Origin of the sequence: Psychrobacter sp. SCQQ22 (assembly GCF_015864605.1) — a bacterium.
GTDB classification, from domain to species: Bacteria; Pseudomonadota; Gammaproteobacteria; order Pseudomonadales; family Moraxellaceae; genus Psychrobacter; species Psychrobacter fozii.
Map to the genome: position 1 here is coordinate 60,660 of NZ_JADYWZ010000010.1, position 18,869 is coordinate 79,528.

Below are 18,869 nucleotides of genomic sequence, written 5' to 3' on the forward strand. Positions count from 1 at the left end.
GTCAATCCACTATGAAAGTATGACAGCGTTAACCTCGCTTGAGGTATCACACATACATCTGCACTCGGTTGCCTGGACTCTTTTTTAAACTAAATAAACTATAGTCATGATAATAGTTATCTTTTTAAACATATTTGAGAAATTTTGAATGATTGGTAATGCTTTACCTAACAAACTTTTGTTGTTACATTATGGCATCAAAAATATTTGGCTAGCATCATGTCGCTATATCAGCTCAAATCTCAATTTCAAGATCAATTGCGCCCGATAAGCGATACCTTAGTTGAGAAAAATTTTACGGCCAATCAAGTAACCGTATCCGCAGTATTATTGAGTGTGGGTACGGCTTACGTGATTGCCAAGCCAGCAGCTGAGCAGCAACGGCTGTGGCTTTTATTGCCATCATCATTGTTCGTGCGTATGGCGCTCAATGCAATCGACGGTATGATGGCGCGTGAGCATGGGCAGGCGTCAACGCTAGGAGCCATGCTGAATGAAATGGGCGATATTATTGCCGATACGGCATTATTGGCGAGCCTGACCCCTCATGTTAGTAATAAAAAATGCTCAACCGCAGTAGTTGATTCACCGACTAATGTATTAACTAATGTACCAACCCATCAGCACCATATTACCAGTCTCATCGCGCTTAGTATTGGCACCGAGCTACTTGGTATCGCTAGCCATACGATGTTAGGCATGCGGGCTAACCAAGGGCCATTGGGCAAAAGTGATCGTGCTTTGGTGCTAGGCATGCTTGGTGCTTTTATGGGTGTTAAAGCTAAAGCACCAGTATGTATTAAAGCACCGTTATCATTGCCTCATATCAGAATAGGTCGATTATTTATACTGACAGAGGTAATGCTACTAAAGACCTGCCTCAACCGCATGCGTTATATGGCAGCGTTGTACTTGATGCGTGACCCACCTTTGCTTCGGTCTGTGAATTCAGACAGTTTTAGATTGACCAAAGAAACGTCAGATAAATCCATTTCTCTCATGAGTCGTCATACTGAGTTTGGTCAAGCTGATACGTTATCTGTTGATGGTTCTACAGCAACCCTTTCTATGTCAAATTCTGCTACTCAAACTTCCTTTTTGGAGTCCAACACGATGCCCGTTACACCTAGCAAGGATCAACTCAATAACCAAAATCAGCTCAAGAGCCAACCAACACTTGCACAAGATGACATTGGTTTTGACTCGCCTGTAATCAAAATTATAAATGGTGAAAGCTGTTATAACGCTTACGACGGCACTGCTATCTATTATCGATATTGGTTAACGATGCCTTTAACCGATATAAAAAAATCGCATATAAACAAAGCCAATCAGCCTCTGCGTCAAGTTATTCTATTGCATCGTGGACATGAGCATTCGGGTCGATTAGCAGAGTTAGGAGAGCAGTTTGCAAAAGCTGGCTATCAAGTCTTTGCGTGGGATGCACGTGGCAATGGGCGCTCAGGGGGTATCAAAGACCATGCCGAGAGCGTCACTGAGCTTGAGCGCGATTTAGACGGTTTTGTGCAGTTGGTCATCGGGCAAACGGGTATTGCTATCGAGGATACCTTAATCGTCGCCAGCAGTATCGGTGCGGTGCTGGCAGCAGCATGGGTACATGACTATGCGCCCAGTATTCGCGGGATGATATTGGGCACGCCTGCGCTAAGCATTCGCTTGTATATGCCTTTTGCGATACCGTCATTAAAGGTGGCGCGCACGCTTGGTCTGATGTCACGTGTCAGTAGTTATGTCAAAGCACAAGTATTGACTCATGATAAGGACGCGCAGCAAGCTTATAATGCTGATCCATTGATATCGAATAGCATTTCAACCGACTTACTCATCGATACCCATGCGACGGGTCAGCGCTTGCTAGACGATGCAGGGGCTATCACTGTACCGACGTTTGTATTGTGTGCAGGCAAGGATTATGTGGTCGATAAGCAGGCTGAACGCACGTTTTATGAAGCGATTAATACACCTACCAAACGCTGGCAGTTGTACCCAGACAGCTATCATGCGATTTTTCATGAGACCAATAAAGCAGATGTCTTTTCCGACTGCATTGATTTCGCTGAACAAGTATTTAGCACACACGTCCAAGCACCTGATTTGAGTACCGCTCATTTGAATAGCGCCAGTAAAGACAAGGTAGACCGCTTAGCGATTAAGCCGTTTAATCCGAGTTTTGCCATTACGCGTTTTGCGATGCAGAAGTTCGGTCATGTTAGCGATGCGATTGCGACAGGGCTTGAACATGGATTTGACTCGGGTCATTCACTGGATCACGTTTATTATAATCAGCCCAGTGGTCAGAATAAATTTGGTCAAGCAATTGATAAATTTTATTTAAGTAATATTGGCTGGCAAGGCATTCGTATTCGCCGCGCCCATATATTGGAGCTGGCACGTATAGCATTCGCAGATATTGAAGATAAAAATCAAAATAGTACTAAACCATACAAACCAAAGCTGCTAGATATTGCCAGTGGTCATGGTTTTTACGCGTTTGATCTGTTGACTGAGTTTACTGGTTTGCATGCGGAGCTACGAGATTATGAGATGCATAATATCCAAGCATTGCAAGCAAAAGCAGAGCAGTTAGCGATTGCTGATCGAGTCACTACATGTCAAAAAGATGCTTTTGACGTAGCAAGTTACCCTGATTCTGATAACACAAAATTTGATGTGGCCATCAGCTCAGGCGTGTTTGAATTGTTTTCTGATAATGCGTTACTAACGGCAGCATTGGCAGGTATTTATGACAGTTTAAAAGCGGGCGGCTATTTGATTTACACCAACCAACCGTGGCACCCTGAGCAAGAGTTTATCAGTAAGACGTTGAACAACCATCGTGGTAGTAGTTGGGTGATGCGTTGTCGCTCGCAAGCGGAGATGGATCAATTGGTTGAGCGCGCCGGCTTTAAAAAGGTTGCCATGCGTATCGACCGCTTTGGTATCTTTACCGTGTCATTGGCGATTAAAACGGCATCAATCGATGATAAGTAATAAATGAATAATAAATCCATCAAGCTTTATGAGCGCGTCCAACTTTTTTCCGGAGGCGGATCACGTTTTGGCTATTACTTAGGTAGCTATGCAGCATTAGTTGCACATGATTTGACGCCAGATATGATCATTGGTACTTGCGGCGGGAGCTTATCCGCTTATTTGGTCAATCTAGCGCCTGACCCTAGAGACTTGCAAGCGCTGATGTGCAGTCGTGAGTTGTATCGTACCATTGCTGCGATTAGGCATGTCGCGCCAGATGAAGCCAATAAACGTCTAAAGATGCGTTATATGACCAGTGCGCTCAACCGTTGGCGATTGTCAAAGCAACAAGGCAATGGACAAAGACAGCAGCAAGCAGACAGCTATGCGCGGCTCTTAGATGAGCTACAGCAGTTGGCGATGTTTCGTATTGATGATGAAGTGCAATGGCTCGATGAGCTGTCTAGCTTTGCTTCTAGCGAAAATGGCAATATTCAGTCTAACGCTAATACCCCTGAGATAGCGATCATTGCCAGCCGACTGTATCAAGCGCCTGTTGATGGTTTATATAATGAACAATTAAAGCTACAAGAACTATTATTTGCACCGTCACGCTTTGAGTATTCTGCATCAAATCTGACTGACGAGCAATTGAGATCACCAGCGCAGGCGTTTGCAAATGAGCGCATACATCCGTCTGTAAAGGTAGAAACACAATGGGATTTTGCCCCAGTGGTTCGTGCGTCTATGGCAGACATGTATTACTTGCCGCCCACACACATCACAGCGCTTGGCTGGTGCTTAGGTGGGGTGATTAATCTCACACCGATTGAGCTAGCGTGTCAGTTGGGTGATAGCGTATTTGCAGAAACTAAGGCAGGTTACGACTCATGGCTGGCTGCTCCCGCAATTCAGCGGGTTTTTGGCTTTGACCCTAATGAGCGATTGGCAGCAGTACACGGTTATCAACCGAAAGCCACATCGTCAAAAGCAACACAGCCCCATTGGCTACCATTTGCCGATAATGAGCAGCAGTTAGCGGGCCAAAATGTGCAAAAGCGTTTTAATATAAAACAAATGACTGTTGAGCTGATACACAGTAATTACGACGGCTTTGTGCAGCAAATGCAGGCGCAATGGCAATATGGCTACCAGCGTACAGCGGATTACATACAGCAGCATAATTTATGAAAACTCTCGTAGAAAATACCGCCGAAAATCATACGCCGCATATTATTGTCGTTGGTGGTACGAGTGGTCTTGGCTTGGCATTAGCGCTGCATCATCAGATGCTTGGTTGGCAGGTAAGCGTTATTGGTAGTAACGAGGCAAAGATAGAAAATGTCAAACGGCAGCATCCGACTATCAAGTCTTATGCTTGCGACTTAACGAATGTTATCCAAACACAGAGTTTATTAGATGAGTTGTCAGCTACAAGTTTTCAAAGGCTTGTCTATAGTGCTGGCAGTTATACCAATGAGCGTGTTCATCATCTAAACCAAGCAGACAGTGATAAAATGCTAGCGATTAACTTGCAGGCGTTTGAACAGGTTTTTAGATGGGCAAGTGCGCAGTTAAAGCAGCAACATCAGTCATTGGACTTTACCAAAGACTGTAGACCAAGCCTCATCTGTATCGCTTCTATCGCTGGCACGATGGATTATCCTTATGCAAGCCTTTATGCTAAAAGCAAACGTGCGATGATATCGGCGGCTAGCGCTTATCGAGCAGCTCTTGCACCTTATGATATTCAAGTAAATTGTATTGCATCAGGCTATATCGACACTCAAGCATTGCGTGATTTAAATGATGGTGATGCCAGTCATAAACCATTTATCATGAACACGCAGACAGCGGTTGATCAGATTATGCAAGCGATTGACGATGACGTAGAATTAGCGATATTTCCAAGATCTATGCGTTATATCACTCGGACGCTAAACTACTTACCCAAGCCATTACTCAATTGGATATTACGTAGCAAGCTAGACAAGCCTTCTTAACCAAGCACTATTTTAATCAAACACTGTCTTAATCAAAAATGAGCAGCTTATCCAAATAGCCAATAGAGCAGGGTAAATACTGGTACTCCAAGCAGTAAGCTGTCTATCCTATCTAATACCCCACCATGTCCAGCGAGCATCGTTCCAGTATCTTTTACTCCATGTTGGCGCTTAAATGCTGACTCTAATAAATCTCCCGCGATACCAGTAACTGCCAAACCGTAGGCTGCTAATAAACAAAGCCACCCGCTAAAAGGCGTGAGCCATAATCCTAACGATGAAGCCAATATAGCCGCAAGTAAACTACCAAAGACCGCGCCTTCAATGCTTTTATTTGGGCTAATAGTCGGGGCGAGACCTCGCTTAAACAGTTTGCGTCCCAGTAGTCGCCCACATAAATATTGGGCAATATCGTTGAACTGACTGGCAAAAAATACAAAAAGTAAGATGCCATATTGCTCACGCTGCCATGTCAGTTGCTGCAATACGATAAGGCTCAGAATAAGAAAGATAAAGGCGCTACTAAATATGATGTCCAATAGATTGAGACGAGTATATGAGTGTATCAGTACTGATTTTGGTTTATCAGATATGATTTTTGGTTGTAGCCCGCGCGCTTGGAGTTTGCTAATCAGCCCTGCTTTGTCATATATGCTCCATACGCGTTTAATCTCATAGCAGCCGCGTAGCCCGATTAACATAAAAAACGCAATGAGTACCCATTGATAAGGGTGGCCATGCTGACTATTATCTATTTTGGCGATAACGTAGCATATGCACAGAGCCACTAACATGAACCACCAAGAGCGAGCAATCAGATAAATCTTAGGCAAGCGAGTACGCAGACGAGGGATAGCCAGTATGCCCCAAACCAAACTGACCACCGTCATCAGGGCAATCACAAACAGCGTATCAGTAGACATGTTTTTAACACTTTGAGAGATATAAAAAGCAGTCATCAACCACTTTAATAATGACCAGAATACCAATTGACTGCTGCTTTTAGGTGGCAGTCGTCGCTTTTATTATTCTAGCTCCTGAATGAACAATTATAGGCTGAATGAGCCAGTCAATACTACCTTCTCTCGTTTTCAATAATGGATTAATCACACTCGTCTGAGGTGTGACGGCTAGATTTGGATAATCCTCTCGATAATGCCCACCACGACTTTCAATGCGCTGATAGGCAGACTGTACAATCAATGTCGCTAATTGTAATTGCCTTGCTAACTGCAAATGCATGAGTTCATCAAGGGTGATAGCGCTTTTTTTGCAATTAGTATTCTTATTAATGCCACTGCCATTAAATGAACTTGACTCAGATTGCTTTAGCCATTGCTGCCATTGTTGTATCTGTTCAAGCGCTTCCTCTAACTCTTTAGCACTACGTGTAATGCCCATGTTGGCGGTCATCAGCGCTTTTAGCTTTGCAATGATTTCTGTCATGTCAGCATCAGAATGGCAGTACTTACTAGCTTCATGATAATCGTATAAATTTGATCTCGATGATGCAAAATATGGCAGAGTAATCGATTGGGTGTCCTTCAGTATGGGTGTTTTCCAAATGTCATCGGCACTTACATTCAAATTATGACGATACGCCGATGTATGTAGCTCTGCATCTAATACTTCAATTTCTGTCAAATAACGAGGCAAGTCAGCAGCGATATTGCGTCCTACGACCACGCACTCTAATAGCGAGTTGCTCGCCAAACGGTTGGCACCATGCAAGCCGGTATGAGCAACTTCGCCTGCTGCATAAAGACCCACTACATCAGTCATACCGTTCACAGATGTGACAACGCCACCGCAACTATAATGGGCGGTAGGGGCGACTGGTATCGGATCCGTCGTGATATCAATACCAAGCGCTAGCAACGTCTGATAAATTTGCGGAAAATGCTCTTGTAAAAATGGCGCTGGCAAGTGACTGACATCAAGATGTACGTAGCCAAGACCATTTACATTAATCTGCTCAGCTATTGCTCGTGCGACGATGTCTCTTGGAGCCAATTCAGCACGCTCATCAACGTCTGGCATAAATCGTCGACCTGTCTGCGGACAGTATAGGCGTCCACCTTCTCCGCGTAGCGCTTCAGAGATTAAGAAACTGCTGTCAGCGAGTGCGAGACCAGTCGGATGAAATTGAATGAATTCTAAATTTGCCAAACGGCAACCCGCTTGCCAAGCCATCATTACGCCGTCACCGACACAAACATTGGGCGCGCTGGCACGTTGAAAAAGCTGTCCTAGACCGCCACTGGCCAGTACGACTGCGCGACTATAAACAGTGAGTTGACGATGACTATTGTGGTCAAAAACGCGTGCACCTTGGCAATGGTTGTCTCTATTGTCTTTCAGCAGACTTAACGCTTCATGATACGGTAATATCGTAATATTACTTGCAGCATGTGCCTTTATAATTAAAGCTTCCATAACGTGTCGACCCGTTGCATCATCAGCATGGGCAACTCGCCTGCAGCCATGACCACCTTCTTTGGTAAGGTGTAAGTTGCTAATTTCTAAGTCAGTACTATTTAAATTAGTATTATTCAAATCAGTTAAGGTTTTTTGCTTCGTATCTTGTTGTGTGTTCTGAGTAAAAGGAACACCTTGTTCGCATAGCCACTGTATGGCCTGCTGTCCTTCACTTAGTATCTCCGTCGTATTATTGGCGTCGCATAACCCTGCGCCTGCGATTAAGGTATCAGCGACATGGTCGGTCACGGAGTCGTTTTGGTCCAAACTTGCAGCGATACCACCTTGCGCATAATGGCTTGAGCAAACCTCCAAAGCGGCTTTGCTCAGTACTATGATACTTAGCGATTTTGGTAATGATAGCGCAGTACTTAAACCCGCCAATCCTGCACCGATAATAAGTACGTCTGTTTGCCTGACATTATCCGCGCTCATACTAGGCAGCCCCAACGTTAGCGAACAGTGTACGGTCTTTGACAATATCACCGCTAGCGGCCACACATTGTTTCTGTGATTCAGCAAAATCAAGCATGCGTTGTAAAGGTTTTTTGGCAGCTGTTGCTAGCTCTAGTGTCATCAATACTTCACCGCTAAACTGCGTTAAACACTGTTCGATACCTTTTAGACCATTCATTGCCATCCAAGGGCAAAACGCACAGCTCTTGCAACTGGCACTTTCACCAGCGGTAGGCGCCGCCAAAAATCGCTTGGTGGGCGAGCGCTTTTGCATCTCGTGTAATATGCCCAAATCGGTAGCGACGATAAAGGTATCTGCATCCATCTCATAGGTTGACTGTAGTAGTTTGCTGGTTGAGCCGACCACATCTGCCAGCTCAACGACGCTATCAGGTGATTCAGGATGTACCAAGACCTTGGCGTCTGGGTACTCATCTTTCAGCTGCAGCAGTTCGGTTGCCTTAAATTCATTATGTACGAGGCAAGACCCTTGCCAAAGCAACATATCTGCACCAGTCTCACGCGCGATGTATTTACCCAAATGACGGTCAGGTCCCCAAATGATAGCTTCACCTTGAGCATGTAAGTGTCGGACGATATCGATACCAACCGATGAGGTCACTACCCAATCCGCTCTCGCTTTTACGGCAGCGCTCGTATTGGCATACACCACGACGGTACGCTCAGGATGAGCATCACAAAATGCAGAAAACTCATCAGCAGGGCAGCCCAAATCAAGCGAACACTCGGCTTCTAAGTCTGGCATCAGTACCGTTTTTTCCATACTCAATATTTTTGCCGATTCACCCATGAAGCGTACGCCTGCGACCACCAATGTCTGTGCACTATGTGCTTGACCAAAGCGTGCCATCTCAAGAGAATCGCCAACACAGCCACCAGTGGCCAATGCCAAATCCTGAATAAAAGGATCGACATAGTAGTGTGCGACCAGTACGGCATTATTATCTTTCAATAATTGCTTAATATTTTCTTCAACCACGATACGTTCTGAACGCGGCAGATCCGTTGGCATCTTAGCTTTGGCATACTCGATATTCATTTTAGTCGCAATGCGGTTGTCATTGCTCATGATGGGTGCGTCATAGGGATAAGTTTTCATAAGTGCAAACCTTGTGTGCGATAACGACACGTTATATGCCGCTAAAAATGATACCAAACTCAAAAATATGATTAGCCGTACTAAACTCGTTTAGCCTACTAAGAAGAGTGCTCATACTCGTTTTTCTTACTACTCTAATTTTTAGGAAGAATACAAGCTGCCTAAATACAGCTTTAAAGTAAACGAGCTTTTATTATGCTCATTTTGAGCATAAATACAAGTGGTTTTTTATATTCTACTTTCAGTACAGTAGGTATTTATGCAAAATACTCTCTGTCACTTTTGCCTTCAGCCGCTTATATTTACATCGGTAGACTATGATATTTTTGGATTCAAGCTATACTAAGTCGTACTATAAACAATAAGTGTGATGGCTTTCTTATTGCACGCTCAAAGGTAAAAGGTAATTACTAAAATCATGACGTTGTCTTATTCACATGCGCATCAGCAAGGTAGCGGCACCACTGAAGTCGTTGCAGTTCTAGTTGCGATCACAGATCATACGGCACGAGTTTTAACAGTTGATCAAGGCAAGTTATTGCCCAACGGACCACTCATGCCATTACATCGCTCACTGCAAGCTGGTGTGCGCCAATGGGTTGAGGAACAGACGCAGCAACCACTTGGCTATTTGGAACAGTTATATACCTTTGTCGATACCAATAGACGTAATGTTGACGGCCATGCATTGGTTTACGTAAGCTACTTGGGCTTGGTGCAAGAGACGCAAATGCAGGCGCTCCAAAGCAAAGCCCTATGGCGAGATTGGTATGATTATTTTCCATGGGAAAATCATCTAGATGGTATGCCAAATATCATTATGGATTTTATTGTGCCAGCATTATTGGACTGGGCGAATAATGCGCCAGACTCAATCACTCAGCAGCGCCGTCGTCAGCGTATTCATTTATGTTGGGGTGTAGATACTGAGTTCTTAAACTCAGCTCAAGATAAAAATACCTATCATCAACCAAGTACCATTAACGGTTATGACTGGGTCTCAGAGCATGTATTACTGCGCTATGAGATGCTTTACGAAGCAGGGCTGATTCCAGAATCATCTAACTATCAGCCGCAAAAACTGCCAAAGCATTGGGCACAAATCATAGGTACACCGATGTACTATGATCATCGACGCGTCATTGCAACTGCCATCTCAAGGCTACGTGCCAAGATTGAATACCGACCGCTTATCTTTGGTCTGATGCCAGATGTCTTTACCTTATCGCAGCTACAGCAGAGTGTAGAAGCGCTCTCAGGCGTACGCTTGCACAAGCAAAACTTCCGCCGTCTGCTAGATTCACAAAACTTAGTGACAGAAACAGGGCAGAGTAGTAGTGCGCAACGTGGTCGTCCTGCCAAGCTTTATCGCTTTTGCCACGATATCGAACTGCAAAGTTTATTGATGGATAGCAAATTGCCTAAACGTAAATAGGCTTAAATAAGCGGTAAGTGCTCTCACGTTTTTATGACTATCCGCTTTTAGCCACTGCATGAAATACTTCATTTCCTTGCGGTACTGTCAACTTTACGCTATATTTATGCTCATTTTGAGTTTAATTAAATTGAACCGATATCAATATAATGCGCATATAGGGGTGACAAATGACTGTTAAAAAAGAACCTGCATTGGATGAAGTGTTGCTAAGACCTTTGGTAGAAGCCGCCTTGACTGAAGACTTGGGCAGACGTGGTGATGTAACGTCTCAAGCGACTATCCCTGCTGACCTGCAAGCAAAACTAGAGATTAAGGCGCGGCAAGCAGGCGTGATATGCGGTATGGACTTGGCGCGTTTATCATTTGCTTTGGTTGATGCTCAAATTGAGTTTATCGCTCAAGTAGATGATGGTGAACTGGTTGAAGCGGGCACAGTATTGGCCAGTGTCAGCGGAAATGCACGTCATCTATTGACAGCCGAACGCACTGCGCTTAATTTTATGACGCACCTCAGTGGCATTGCTACAGATACCAGAAAAATTGTAGACAGTGTGGCGCAATATCCTGCGCAAATTACTTGCACACGTAAAACCATACCAGGCTTGCGCATTGTACAAAAATACGCAGTACGCTGCGGCGGCGGGCGCAATCATCGTCTAGGGTTGGATGATGCCATTTTGATCAAAGACAATCATATTGCCATCGCTGGCGATATAAAAACGGCCATTCAACAAGCCCAAGATTTTGCTGGTCACCTGATTCCAGTAGAAGTGGAAGTGGATACTTTGGAGCAGCTAGAGCAAGCGTTGGATGCTGGTGTGAGTTTGGTGCTTTTGGACAATATGTCCCCTGACGTGTTATCAAAGGCAGTAGCCATGTGTAAAGGTCGCGCCAGAACAGAAGCCTCAGGCGGTATTAATCCTGCGACCGTGGAGGCCACCGCCAAGACAGGGGTTGATTTTATTGCGATGGGGTATCTAACTCACAGCACCACTGCATTGGATATTGGCTTGGATTTTAGCGCATAGGTAGGCGACTGAATTTTCATGGTAAAAAGTCTATTTATCTTATGTATAAAGCTGATTAGAAGCGTTGCTCTGCACTTAACTTTTTTAATGAGATGGTACAGAGGAATTAGGGCGTGTCTTTATTTTTAACCCATTTAACAGTTATGATTCGAATTGAGGACACGCCTTAAGCAAAGTTAATGATTTTATTAGCTTATCTGCCTATGTTACAATACAAGCTACAATGCTATTTTTAGTCAGATATTGTTTTAGTCAGATATGGGGTCATCGTTGCACTCGCACGATGGCCTTACTTTTTTCAGCAGTTGTATCAATAGACAAGCGAGCGCTCAGTGAATACTGAAATCATTAAGATAATCTTAGCCTTTATGGTGTTGATTAATCCCTTTAGCGCTTTGACGTTATTTTTGGATTTGACCCGCGGTTATTCAATGAATAATCGACGTAAAGTCGCGCGTGTGGCTTGTTTGACGATTTTTATCACCATCAGCTTTTTTACGGTCGCAGGTGAGACGCTACTAAAAGCGCTTGGTATTTCAATCGGCTCGTTTCAGTTGGCGGGTGGTATTTTGGTATTCTTGATTGCCCTGAATATGATGAATGGCGATGGTAATCCTGTTAAGCCTGATCAAGAAAACTTCGATGTCGATCATGTACAAGATTCGCCAGTCTCAATGGCAGCTGCTGTCGTTCCACTCGCTATCCCAATGATGATTGGACCGGGCGGTATCTCAACGGTGATTATTTATTCTTCACAAGTTTCTGGTGTACTACAAGTATCGGCCATATTAATAGCTGGGTTGTTGATCAGTTTGTTTTGTTATTTGGCATTGATGGCAGCAGGTCGTATTAGCCGTTTATTGGGTGATACGGGTCTGAACATTATGAGCAGAATCATGGGCATGTTGTTGGCGGCAGTTTCTATTGAAATCATCGTTAATGGCCTACGCACGCTGTTTCCTGCTTTAGTTTAACGAAAAAATTGATTGCCTGTACCTTTGTTTATTTTATTTAGAGTTACCCCTCAATTTTTAGGTTGTAAAGAAAGCTTATATCTTACTTCTACTATTAGCTAAAAAACCTCTAAAACTCTTCAAAACTTCTAAATATTCTATAAAAATGGCTAAAAGCGATTTTTAGAGAATAGCTATGTCTAAAATAATGTTATCAATCACCAAAAGTATTCGAAAAAATGCCACCTATAAAAACATGTTACAGTGGAGGAACAACTATTATCATAGGAGTTAGTTTTGAGTAATAAAAGAATTGCTATTTTAGGGGCAGGTCCAAGTGGTTTAGCACAATTACGCGCTTTTGAAGCAGCACGATTGGCTGGTGCAACCGACTTACCTGAGATAGTTTGTTATGAAAAGCAAAATGCTATCGGCGGTATGTGGAATTATAGTTGGCGTACTGGTTTAGATAGAAACGGTGAACCCGTTCACGGCAGTATGTACCGTTATTTGTGGTCGAATGGCCCAAAAGAATGCTTAGAGTTTGCTGATTATTCATTTGATGAGCACTTTGGTGATGCCATTCCTTCATATCCGCCACGTGAAGTTCTAAAAGACTACATCATGGGCCGTATCGACAAGCAAGACATCCAAAAGTATATCCGCTTTGAATGCCCAGTACGTTGGGTCTCATTCGACGATGACACGCAAAAGTTTACCGTGACAGTCATGAACCATAAAACGAACGAACAAGAAGTCGAAGAGTTCGATTATGTCGTGGTAGCGACCGGTCACTTTTCAACACCAAATATGCCGTATTTTGAAGGTTTAGAGACTTTCCCAGGTCGTATCTTGCATGCTCATGACTTCCGTGATGCGCTAGAATTTAAAGACGAAGATATTTTGCTCATTGGTAGTAGTTATTCAGCTGAAGATATTGGTACACAGTGTTATAAATATGGCACCAAATCAGTAACCATTAGTTATCGTACGCAAGCCTTGGGTTATGACTGGCCAGAGGGTATCAAAGAAGTGCCGCTTGTCACCCACTTTGAAGACGATGTTGCACATTTTGCTGACGGTACGAGTCAAAAGTTTGATGCTATTATCATGTGTACTGGTTATTTGTTCCACTTCCCGTTTATGCCGGATGAGTTACGCCTGCAGACACATAATTGCTTATATCCAGCCAATCTATACAAAGGGACTTTTTGGCAGCCCAATCCAAAGCTCATTTACTTAGGCATGCATGATCAGTATTTCACCTTTAACATGTTTGATGCTCAAGCGTGGTATGCACGTGATGTCATCATGGATGATATCGAGCTTCCTGATTTGGCGACTCGTGAGGTCGACGAAAAAGAATGGTTGGCAACGTATGCTAAGTGCGTCACGGTTAGCGACTCAATTGACTTCCAAGCCGCCTATATTCGAGATTTAACCAATGCGACAGATTATCCAGAGTTTGCAGTAGAGAAGCAGGGTGAAATCCTAAAAGAATGGCAAAAAGATAAGACCGATAATATCATGACTTTTAGAGAAAAAGGCTATCGTTCAACATTGACAGGTACGCTATCACCTGAATTGCCAGAGCCTTAGCTAGATGTCCTTGATGATTCGCTTGAGCACTTTTTGAACTTAAGCTTTGTTAAGCCTAAAAAGCGCAAGAAAGCATCGTAGACAGATAGTCGCTGCTACAAAGAGTAGTGGCCGTAAAAAATTAGTTGCTATTAAAAGCATCTGATATAAAAAGTAAAAAGCCAAATACGTTTAGATGTATTTGGCTTTTTTGTGCGCGGTACATTCAGCTACTATAGTCAGTCAATATAATGTGGAGACTGACACAGTATCCAATTTATAGAGGATTGACGATATATTAACTATTATACAAATGCCAAGCCAAGTACAGCATCAGTATGCCCACCAATCCGTCAAGTATATTCCATGCCTTTGGTTTGGAAAATAACGGTCTAAGCAATCGTGCAGCATAACCCAAAGCAAAAAAGAAAAAGAATGAAGCACTGACAGCACCCACACCAAAGGCCAATTTACTACTAGCACCCGTTGAAACCATACCGACGAGCACCAATGTATCTAGATAGACGTGCGGGTTGAGCCATGTAAAGCCAAAACACAGCAACAGTGCTTTTTTCAAACTGGTAACGGCTTGACCATCGACGTTTAATGCATGTGAGCGTCGAACACTAGCATATAAACTTTGCAAACCGTAAACCAGCAAAAACAACGCGCCTGCGAATCTGGCGATATCTACTGCATGTGGATAACGAGCTGTCACCGCGCCAAAACCAGCAACGCCCGCTGATATTAATAATGCATCACTAACGGCACAGAATAAGCAGATAAAAAAGATGTGTTCACGTTTGATGCCTTGTTTAAGTACAAAAGCATTTTGTGATCCAATTGCTAAGATAAGCGATAGCCCAAGCAAAAAGCCAGAGGTATAATCGGTCGCGTTCATAGTAAAGTGCTTATCATTTAGAGAGTAGATGTTTTTAGGGTATCGGAATATTGACACTTTGCTTACTGGCAGTGCCAAAAAAAGCTGTTAAGATACGTCATTGAATCAATATATGCAATACTTGCACAATACGAGTGCACGGAACGAGAGGCAAGGTAGGTCATGGTGGTAAGTTTGACAAGAATGCTAAAGTCATTTGGGCAAGCTCAAGAAGACCTGCCAACACAAGCGGCTAAAAATGCTCAACAGATGAGTGTCAGCCAAGATATAGAGGTGGAAGATAGCAATGATGAAAACGATCAAGCTATCAGTCAGCGCTCTGTGCTAACACCGCCTGAGCGTGCAGGTCGTATTCGTGATGCATTAGCACAAGTGAGTGATATTCGAACGCCGACGCCTTTAACCGACCGCTATTTGTCCAATCGTGCCAAAATGCGCCCGACCAATAGACCTCCTTTTGACCCAGATACTTTGTGGTATCTCAAACATGGACGTTGTCCGATTATGACTGAGCTTGTTGATGTGGTCGATGAAGCCACCCTAAATGCCATGCCTATTGAGGCTGTCGCGATACTAGACCGAATTAATGGTAAATTAAAGCGTTACCGTGAATGGAGTAGCGAGCTCAACGAGCAGCAACAGCAGCAGCATAATGAGCGTCAGTTTGTTATAGATAAGCTGGTGTCTGAGAGTATTCCAGAAGCGCTGCATCATTATGAGCAACTACAGCGGTTCAGCCCACATCGTACCAAAAACAATATGGTACAAGGCAAGATGACGGCAGGGGATATGCTGACCGATTTGTTTCTTGAGATTGATTATGAGCTGGATGAGTTGCTAGATGAGTTGCATCAGACGGTAATGAACCGTTTGGCCTCCACGCATCGTTACGTTAAAAGCCGCACAAAAAGTTAGTTAATAATGATTTCAAATGATCGCTGTTCACTTGAGACGGTTAGGTGTCATTAACTATAATCGATGCAATACGATATGACGCATAACAATATAGGGCTTTAATAAAGCCTTATTTTTTTGTTTAATAATAGCAACTTTAAAATATGAACGGCTTAACCTTAATAACTAAAACGTATCAAAAATAATAATAAGCTTTTCAAAAATTCTACTAAATAATAAGGACAGTCTAATGACCCAAGTCACTGCGATGTTCGTCATGTTTTTTTTGTATGGGCTATTGCCAATAGCTGGGTTATACCTAGGGTATCGTGGTATCAAAAAATTCACCGCGCCCAAAATGCTTGAATATAAAGCGATGCCGCAGTTGGGTTATATCCCTGAAAAGAGTTTGCCCATTGAGGTCAAAACAGCTCTTGAGCAAATCAATGAAAAAGGTGAGAAGCTGCGTGTCATCTATGGCGACACCAATAATGATGGAAAGATTGATGATAAGGATACTGTCACCGAAACGTATATCATGATTCAAAATTTAATGGATAGGCATGTCCCGCTTGCGGTGGCGGACTATCGCCGTTTGCATGATTTAGATGGTAGGGATGGTGCACTCGCTGATACGACCAAAATTAAGCACTCTAACGTCACTGGTAAAGAGGCGCTGCTAGATGTACTAAGTACGATTAATACGCAGTTCGATGATCTGCTCAATGCCTCCTATCATCAAGATGGACAAAAATTGCTCGCGACCAATCGCTATTTACAAAAGCGCTTTGATAACCCTGCTAGTAATAGGGAAACCCAAAAGCTCGATAGCAATGTCAGTAGTGCCAGTAGTGATGTGAGCAGTGATGTAAATATTCAAGCGATTGAAAGTCCAACGGGTGCCAATGTAAGTGCTGAAGACATTAAACTATAAATGCAGAGTTTTATGACTAAAGGACAAGATGAAGAGTAAGCGTATATGATTATCTTGATAGGCGTTGGTATTGTAACGACTCTCACTACCTTTTATTTGGGTAAAAAAGGCTGGCAAGCTTTTCATAAAGCTGTCGGTATTACGCCAGGTGTGCTCGTCTATCAGAATGATAATGAACCATTGTCATTATCCAAACTCAGTTGGCAACAATTAAGTTTAAATAAGAAACACCTGCAAAATCTGCCAGAGCAGCAATTGAGCCAATTAAAACGCATCGACGAAAAAGTGAATCACTATCAAGCGTATCAGAAATCACTAAAAGCTCAGCATAAGACGCCTGCGATAACAGAAGAGCAGTTTGTATTGAATAAGATGCTGCATACTCGGCTTCCAGAAATGTTAGCCAGTCATTACCATTTAACAAGTATAAGTGCTAATAATAGGAATGACGAAAAGAAAATAGAAGCCAGTGAGCTATTGCAGAGCGTGTTAAATAATATTGAGCAGCGTTTAGATAGGTTGCTAGCGCAAATAGATACGCAGCAGTTGCAGGAGTTACGAGTCATGAAAAACTATATCAACAGTCATGATAGCTAAGTCTACATCGTCAGAATTACAACGACTTGCTATAAATGACATAAAAAAAGCTGCCAATGATAAATAATCACTGGCAGCTTTTTTATAGGTGACTCTAAATCTATTGAAGACTTAAAGTTACGATAGATCAATATTATTAACGCTTATCGTTGCGGTCACGAGTATTGCGCGTACCACGGCTGGCAGGGCTAGCACTGCTTTTAGGTTTTGCGCTGCTGTTGCGATTGTCGCTACCACTGCGGCTATCGCTACGACTATCAGTAGCGCGACGTGCTTTAAGCGGCTTGCTTCTGATACGCTCTTGCTTCTCTTTCGCTGCACCATGCAGACCCGTACCATAACGAGGACGCAAGCTCACAAGATCGGTCAAGGTATTGATGTCTTTTCTGTCGAGTTCTAAGAAACGACCAGTACGTAGCTCTTTTGGCAGGGCAATTGTACCGTAGCGCGTGCGTAGTAGACGGCTGACTTTTAGGCCTTGCGACTCAAACAAGCGACGTACTTCACGGTTACGGCCTTCTTTTAGTTGGACGTGATACCATTTATTGACGCCTTCACCGCCACCGTCTTTGATATCTTCAAACTTTGCAAGGCCATCTTCTAGCATGACGCCAGCCGTTAATGCACGGGCAATCTCAGGTGTCACTTCACCCAATACACGTACCGCATATTCACGAGTGACTTCACCAGAGGGATGCATCAAGCGATGCGCCATTTCACCATCATTGGTAAACAATAACAAACCTGTTGAGTTGATGTCCAAACGTCCAACCATAACCCAGCGATCATGAGTCAGCTTTGGCAAGCGCTCAAAAACGGTTGGACGACCTTCTGGATCTTTAGCAGAGCAGACTTCGCCTTCAGGCTTGTAGTAAGCGATAACACGGCGTCGCTTCTCATTTTCAGAGGTGTACTTAATCTGACGGCCATCAACGCGAATCTCATCGCCTTGCTCAACACGATCACCGATGGTTGCTGGGCCGTTATTGACAGTGACGCGGCCGGCTTTGATGACTTCTTCCATCTGACGGCGTGAACCAAGGCCCATACGGGCGAGGGCTTTCTGTAATTTTTCGTCTTTCATAATCATAACCTTGAGTCGGTGGGTTTACATTTCTCAATGTAAAAAAATTTGGATTGACTATTCTACGCTATTTTGGCGGCTTTAGCACGCAAACCTGTTGTTACTAATTATATAAGTTGTTGTTAGGAAAATAAGATTGAATAAAAGTTTATTAACTATATACAGCTATTTCAAGCAGATGTCGGCTCAATTATATCGAGAGTTGTATTTTGATAAAAGACAGCCTTGTTTAATTGATACTAAATTATCGGTTGAAATATAAAGAGCGACATCAATTTTTAAAAGTTACAGAATTATTACTTGTATTCTTTGCTATCTGCTCACTATTTAATCCTTCCAGTTGTGTCTACTTCTAAATAAATTGGTTAGGTATTGTTATAAAAGGGCTGTATTAAAAATATAAAATAATTA

At 43.2% G+C, this 18,869-nt stretch carries 15 protein-coding genes; 10 read left to right on the plus strand and 5 right to left on the minus strand.

Going from position 1 to position 18,869, the window contains the following annotated elements; genetic code table 11:
* The first annotated feature begins 219 nt into the window (after positions 1-219).
* The 3 genes from I6E84_RS12525 to I6E84_RS12535 are packed head-to-tail and all read left to right on the plus strand — an operon-like array spanning position 220 to position 4,997.
* Complete coding sequence (locus I6E84_RS12525) at positions 220-3,012, plus strand: alpha/beta fold hydrolase (protein ID WP_197218304.1); 2,793 nt, start codon at positions 220-222, stop codon at positions 3,010-3,012.
* A 3-nt stretch (positions 3,013-3,015) separates the two neighbouring features.
* Complete coding sequence (locus I6E84_RS12530) at positions 3,016-4,185, plus strand: patatin-like phospholipase family protein (RefSeq protein ID WP_197218306.1); 1,170 nt, start codon at positions 3,016-3,018, stop codon at positions 4,183-4,185.
* Positions 4,182-4,997: an SDR family NAD(P)-dependent oxidoreductase gene (locus I6E84_RS12535; protein ID WP_197218308.1), complete on the plus strand. Its 816-nt coding sequence runs from the start codon at positions 4,182-4,184 to the stop codon at positions 4,995-4,997. Before I6E84_RS12530 ends, I6E84_RS12535 begins: the two co-directional genes overlap by 4 nt.
* A gap of 47 nt (positions 4,998-5,044) precedes the next feature.
* Here I6E84_RS12535 and I6E84_RS12540 read toward each other — a convergent pair whose 3' ends face one another.
* The 3 genes from I6E84_RS12540 to nadA form a co-directional block, all read right to left on the minus strand.
* Entirely contained in the window at positions 5,045-5,920 is an 876-nt protein-coding gene (locus tag I6E84_RS12540) for a phosphatidate cytidylyltransferase (protein ID WP_197218310.1), read from the minus strand.
* Between the two features lie 79 nt (positions 5,921-5,999).
* Positions 6,000-7,910, minus strand: a complete 1,911-nt coding sequence (nadB, locus tag I6E84_RS12545; RefSeq protein WP_197218312.1) for an L-aspartate oxidase — start codon at positions 7,908-7,910, stop codon at positions 6,000-6,002.
* 1 nt (position 7,911) lies between these two features.
* Positions 7,912-9,051, minus strand: coding sequence for a quinolinate synthase NadA (nadA, locus tag I6E84_RS12550; protein WP_197218314.1), 1,140 nt, complete (start codon positions 9,049-9,051; stop codon positions 7,912-7,914).
* A gap of 418 nt (positions 9,052-9,469) precedes the next feature.
* Here nadA and I6E84_RS12555 point away from each other — a divergent pair, with 418 nt between their 5' ends.
* The 4 genes from I6E84_RS12555 (at position 9,470) to I6E84_RS12570 (ending at position 14,069) form a co-directional block, all read left to right on the plus strand.
* Positions 9,470-10,486 carry an NUDIX hydrolase gene (locus I6E84_RS12555; protein WP_197218316.1) on the plus strand — a complete coding sequence of 339 codons (1,017 nt, stop codon included), beginning with the start codon at positions 9,470-9,472 and terminating at the stop codon, positions 10,484-10,486.
* Between the two features lie 170 nt (positions 10,487-10,656).
* Complete coding sequence (nadC, locus tag I6E84_RS12560; RefSeq protein WP_197218317.1) at positions 10,657-11,517, plus strand: carboxylating nicotinate-nucleotide diphosphorylase; 861 nt, start codon at positions 10,657-10,659, stop codon at positions 11,515-11,517.
* A gap of 332 nt (positions 11,518-11,849) precedes the next feature.
* Positions 11,850-12,491: a MarC family protein gene (locus tag I6E84_RS12565; protein WP_110922289.1), complete on the plus strand. Its 642-nt coding sequence runs from the start codon at positions 11,850-11,852 to the stop codon at positions 12,489-12,491.
* Positions 12,492-12,767: 276 nt separating this feature from the next.
* Positions 12,768-14,069 carry an NAD(P)-binding domain-containing protein gene (locus I6E84_RS12570; RefSeq protein ID WP_197218319.1) on the plus strand — a complete coding sequence of 434 codons (1,302 nt, stop codon included), beginning with the start codon at positions 12,768-12,770 and terminating at the stop codon, positions 14,067-14,069.
* Positions 14,070-14,346: 277 nt separating this feature from the next.
* Here the strand turns inward: I6E84_RS12570 and I6E84_RS12575 are convergent, their stop codons facing one another.
* Positions 14,347-14,949, minus strand: coding sequence for a LysE/ArgO family amino acid transporter (locus tag I6E84_RS12575; RefSeq protein WP_197218320.1), 603 nt, complete (start codon positions 14,947-14,949; stop codon positions 14,347-14,349).
* 183 nt (positions 14,950-15,132) lie between these two features.
* Here I6E84_RS12575 and I6E84_RS12580 point away from each other — a divergent pair, with 183 nt between their 5' ends.
* From I6E84_RS12580 to I6E84_RS12590, 3 genes are all read left to right on the plus strand, one after another.
* Entirely contained in the window at positions 15,133-15,864 is a 732-nt protein-coding gene (locus tag I6E84_RS12580; RefSeq protein ID WP_197218321.1) for a hypothetical protein, read from the plus strand.
* A gap of 229 nt (positions 15,865-16,093) precedes the next feature.
* Positions 16,094-16,777, plus strand: a complete 684-nt coding sequence (locus tag I6E84_RS12585; RefSeq protein WP_197218323.1) for a hypothetical protein — start codon at positions 16,094-16,096, stop codon at positions 16,775-16,777.
* A 45-nt stretch (positions 16,778-16,822) separates the two neighbouring features.
* Positions 16,823-17,374: a hypothetical protein gene (locus I6E84_RS12590; RefSeq protein ID WP_197218324.1), complete on the plus strand. Its 552-nt coding sequence runs from the start codon at positions 16,823-16,825 to the stop codon at positions 17,372-17,374.
* A gap of 136 nt (positions 17,375-17,510) precedes the next feature.
* Here I6E84_RS12590 and rluB read toward each other — a convergent pair whose 3' ends face one another.
* Positions 17,511-18,458 (minus strand): 23S rRNA pseudouridine(2605) synthase RluB, encoded by a 948-nt coding sequence (rluB, locus tag I6E84_RS12595; RefSeq protein WP_194362818.1) that lies wholly within the window; start codon positions 18,456-18,458, stop codon positions 17,511-17,513.
* Positions 18,459-18,869: the final 411 nt, after the last annotated feature.

Coding starts and splice junctions, on each gene's coding strand:
- I6E84_RS12525 (WP_197218304.1), top strand. CDS start 220: ATGTCGCTATATCAGCTCAAATCTCAATTTCAAGATCAATTGCGCCCG.
- I6E84_RS12530 (WP_197218306.1), top strand. CDS start 3,016: ATGAATAATAAATCCATCAAGCTTTATGAGCGCGTCCAACTTTTTTCC.
- I6E84_RS12535 (WP_197218308.1), top strand. CDS start 4,182: ATGAAAACTCTCGTAGAAAATACCGCCGAAAATCATACGCCGCATATT.
- I6E84_RS12540 (WP_197218310.1), bottom strand. CDS start 5,920: ATGTCTACTGATACGCTGTTTGTGATTGCCCTGATGACGGTGGTCAGT.
- nadB (WP_197218312.1), bottom strand. CDS start 7,910: ATGAGCGCGGATAATGTCAGGCAAACAGACGTACTTATTATCGGTGCA.
- nadA (WP_197218314.1), bottom strand. CDS start 9,051: ATGAAAACTTATCCCTATGACGCACCCATCATGAGCAATGACAACCGC.
- I6E84_RS12555 (WP_197218316.1), top strand. CDS start 9,470: ATGACGTTGTCTTATTCACATGCGCATCAGCAAGGTAGCGGCACCACT.
- nadC (WP_197218317.1), top strand. CDS start 10,657: ATGACTGTTAAAAAAGAACCTGCATTGGATGAAGTGTTGCTAAGACCT.
- I6E84_RS12575 (WP_197218320.1), bottom strand. CDS start 14,949: ATGAACGCGACCGATTATACCTCTGGCTTTTTGCTTGGGCTATCGCTT.
- I6E84_RS12580 (WP_197218321.1), top strand. CDS start 15,133: ATGCTAAAGTCATTTGGGCAAGCTCAAGAAGACCTGCCAACACAAGCG.
- I6E84_RS12585 (WP_197218323.1), top strand. CDS start 16,094: ATGACCCAAGTCACTGCGATGTTCGTCATGTTTTTTTTGTATGGGCTA.
- I6E84_RS12590 (WP_197218324.1), top strand. CDS start 16,823: ATGATTATCTTGATAGGCGTTGGTATTGTAACGACTCTCACTACCTTT.
- rluB (WP_194362818.1), bottom strand. CDS start 18,458: ATGAAAGACGAAAAATTACAGAAAGCCCTCGCCCGTATGGGCCTTGGT.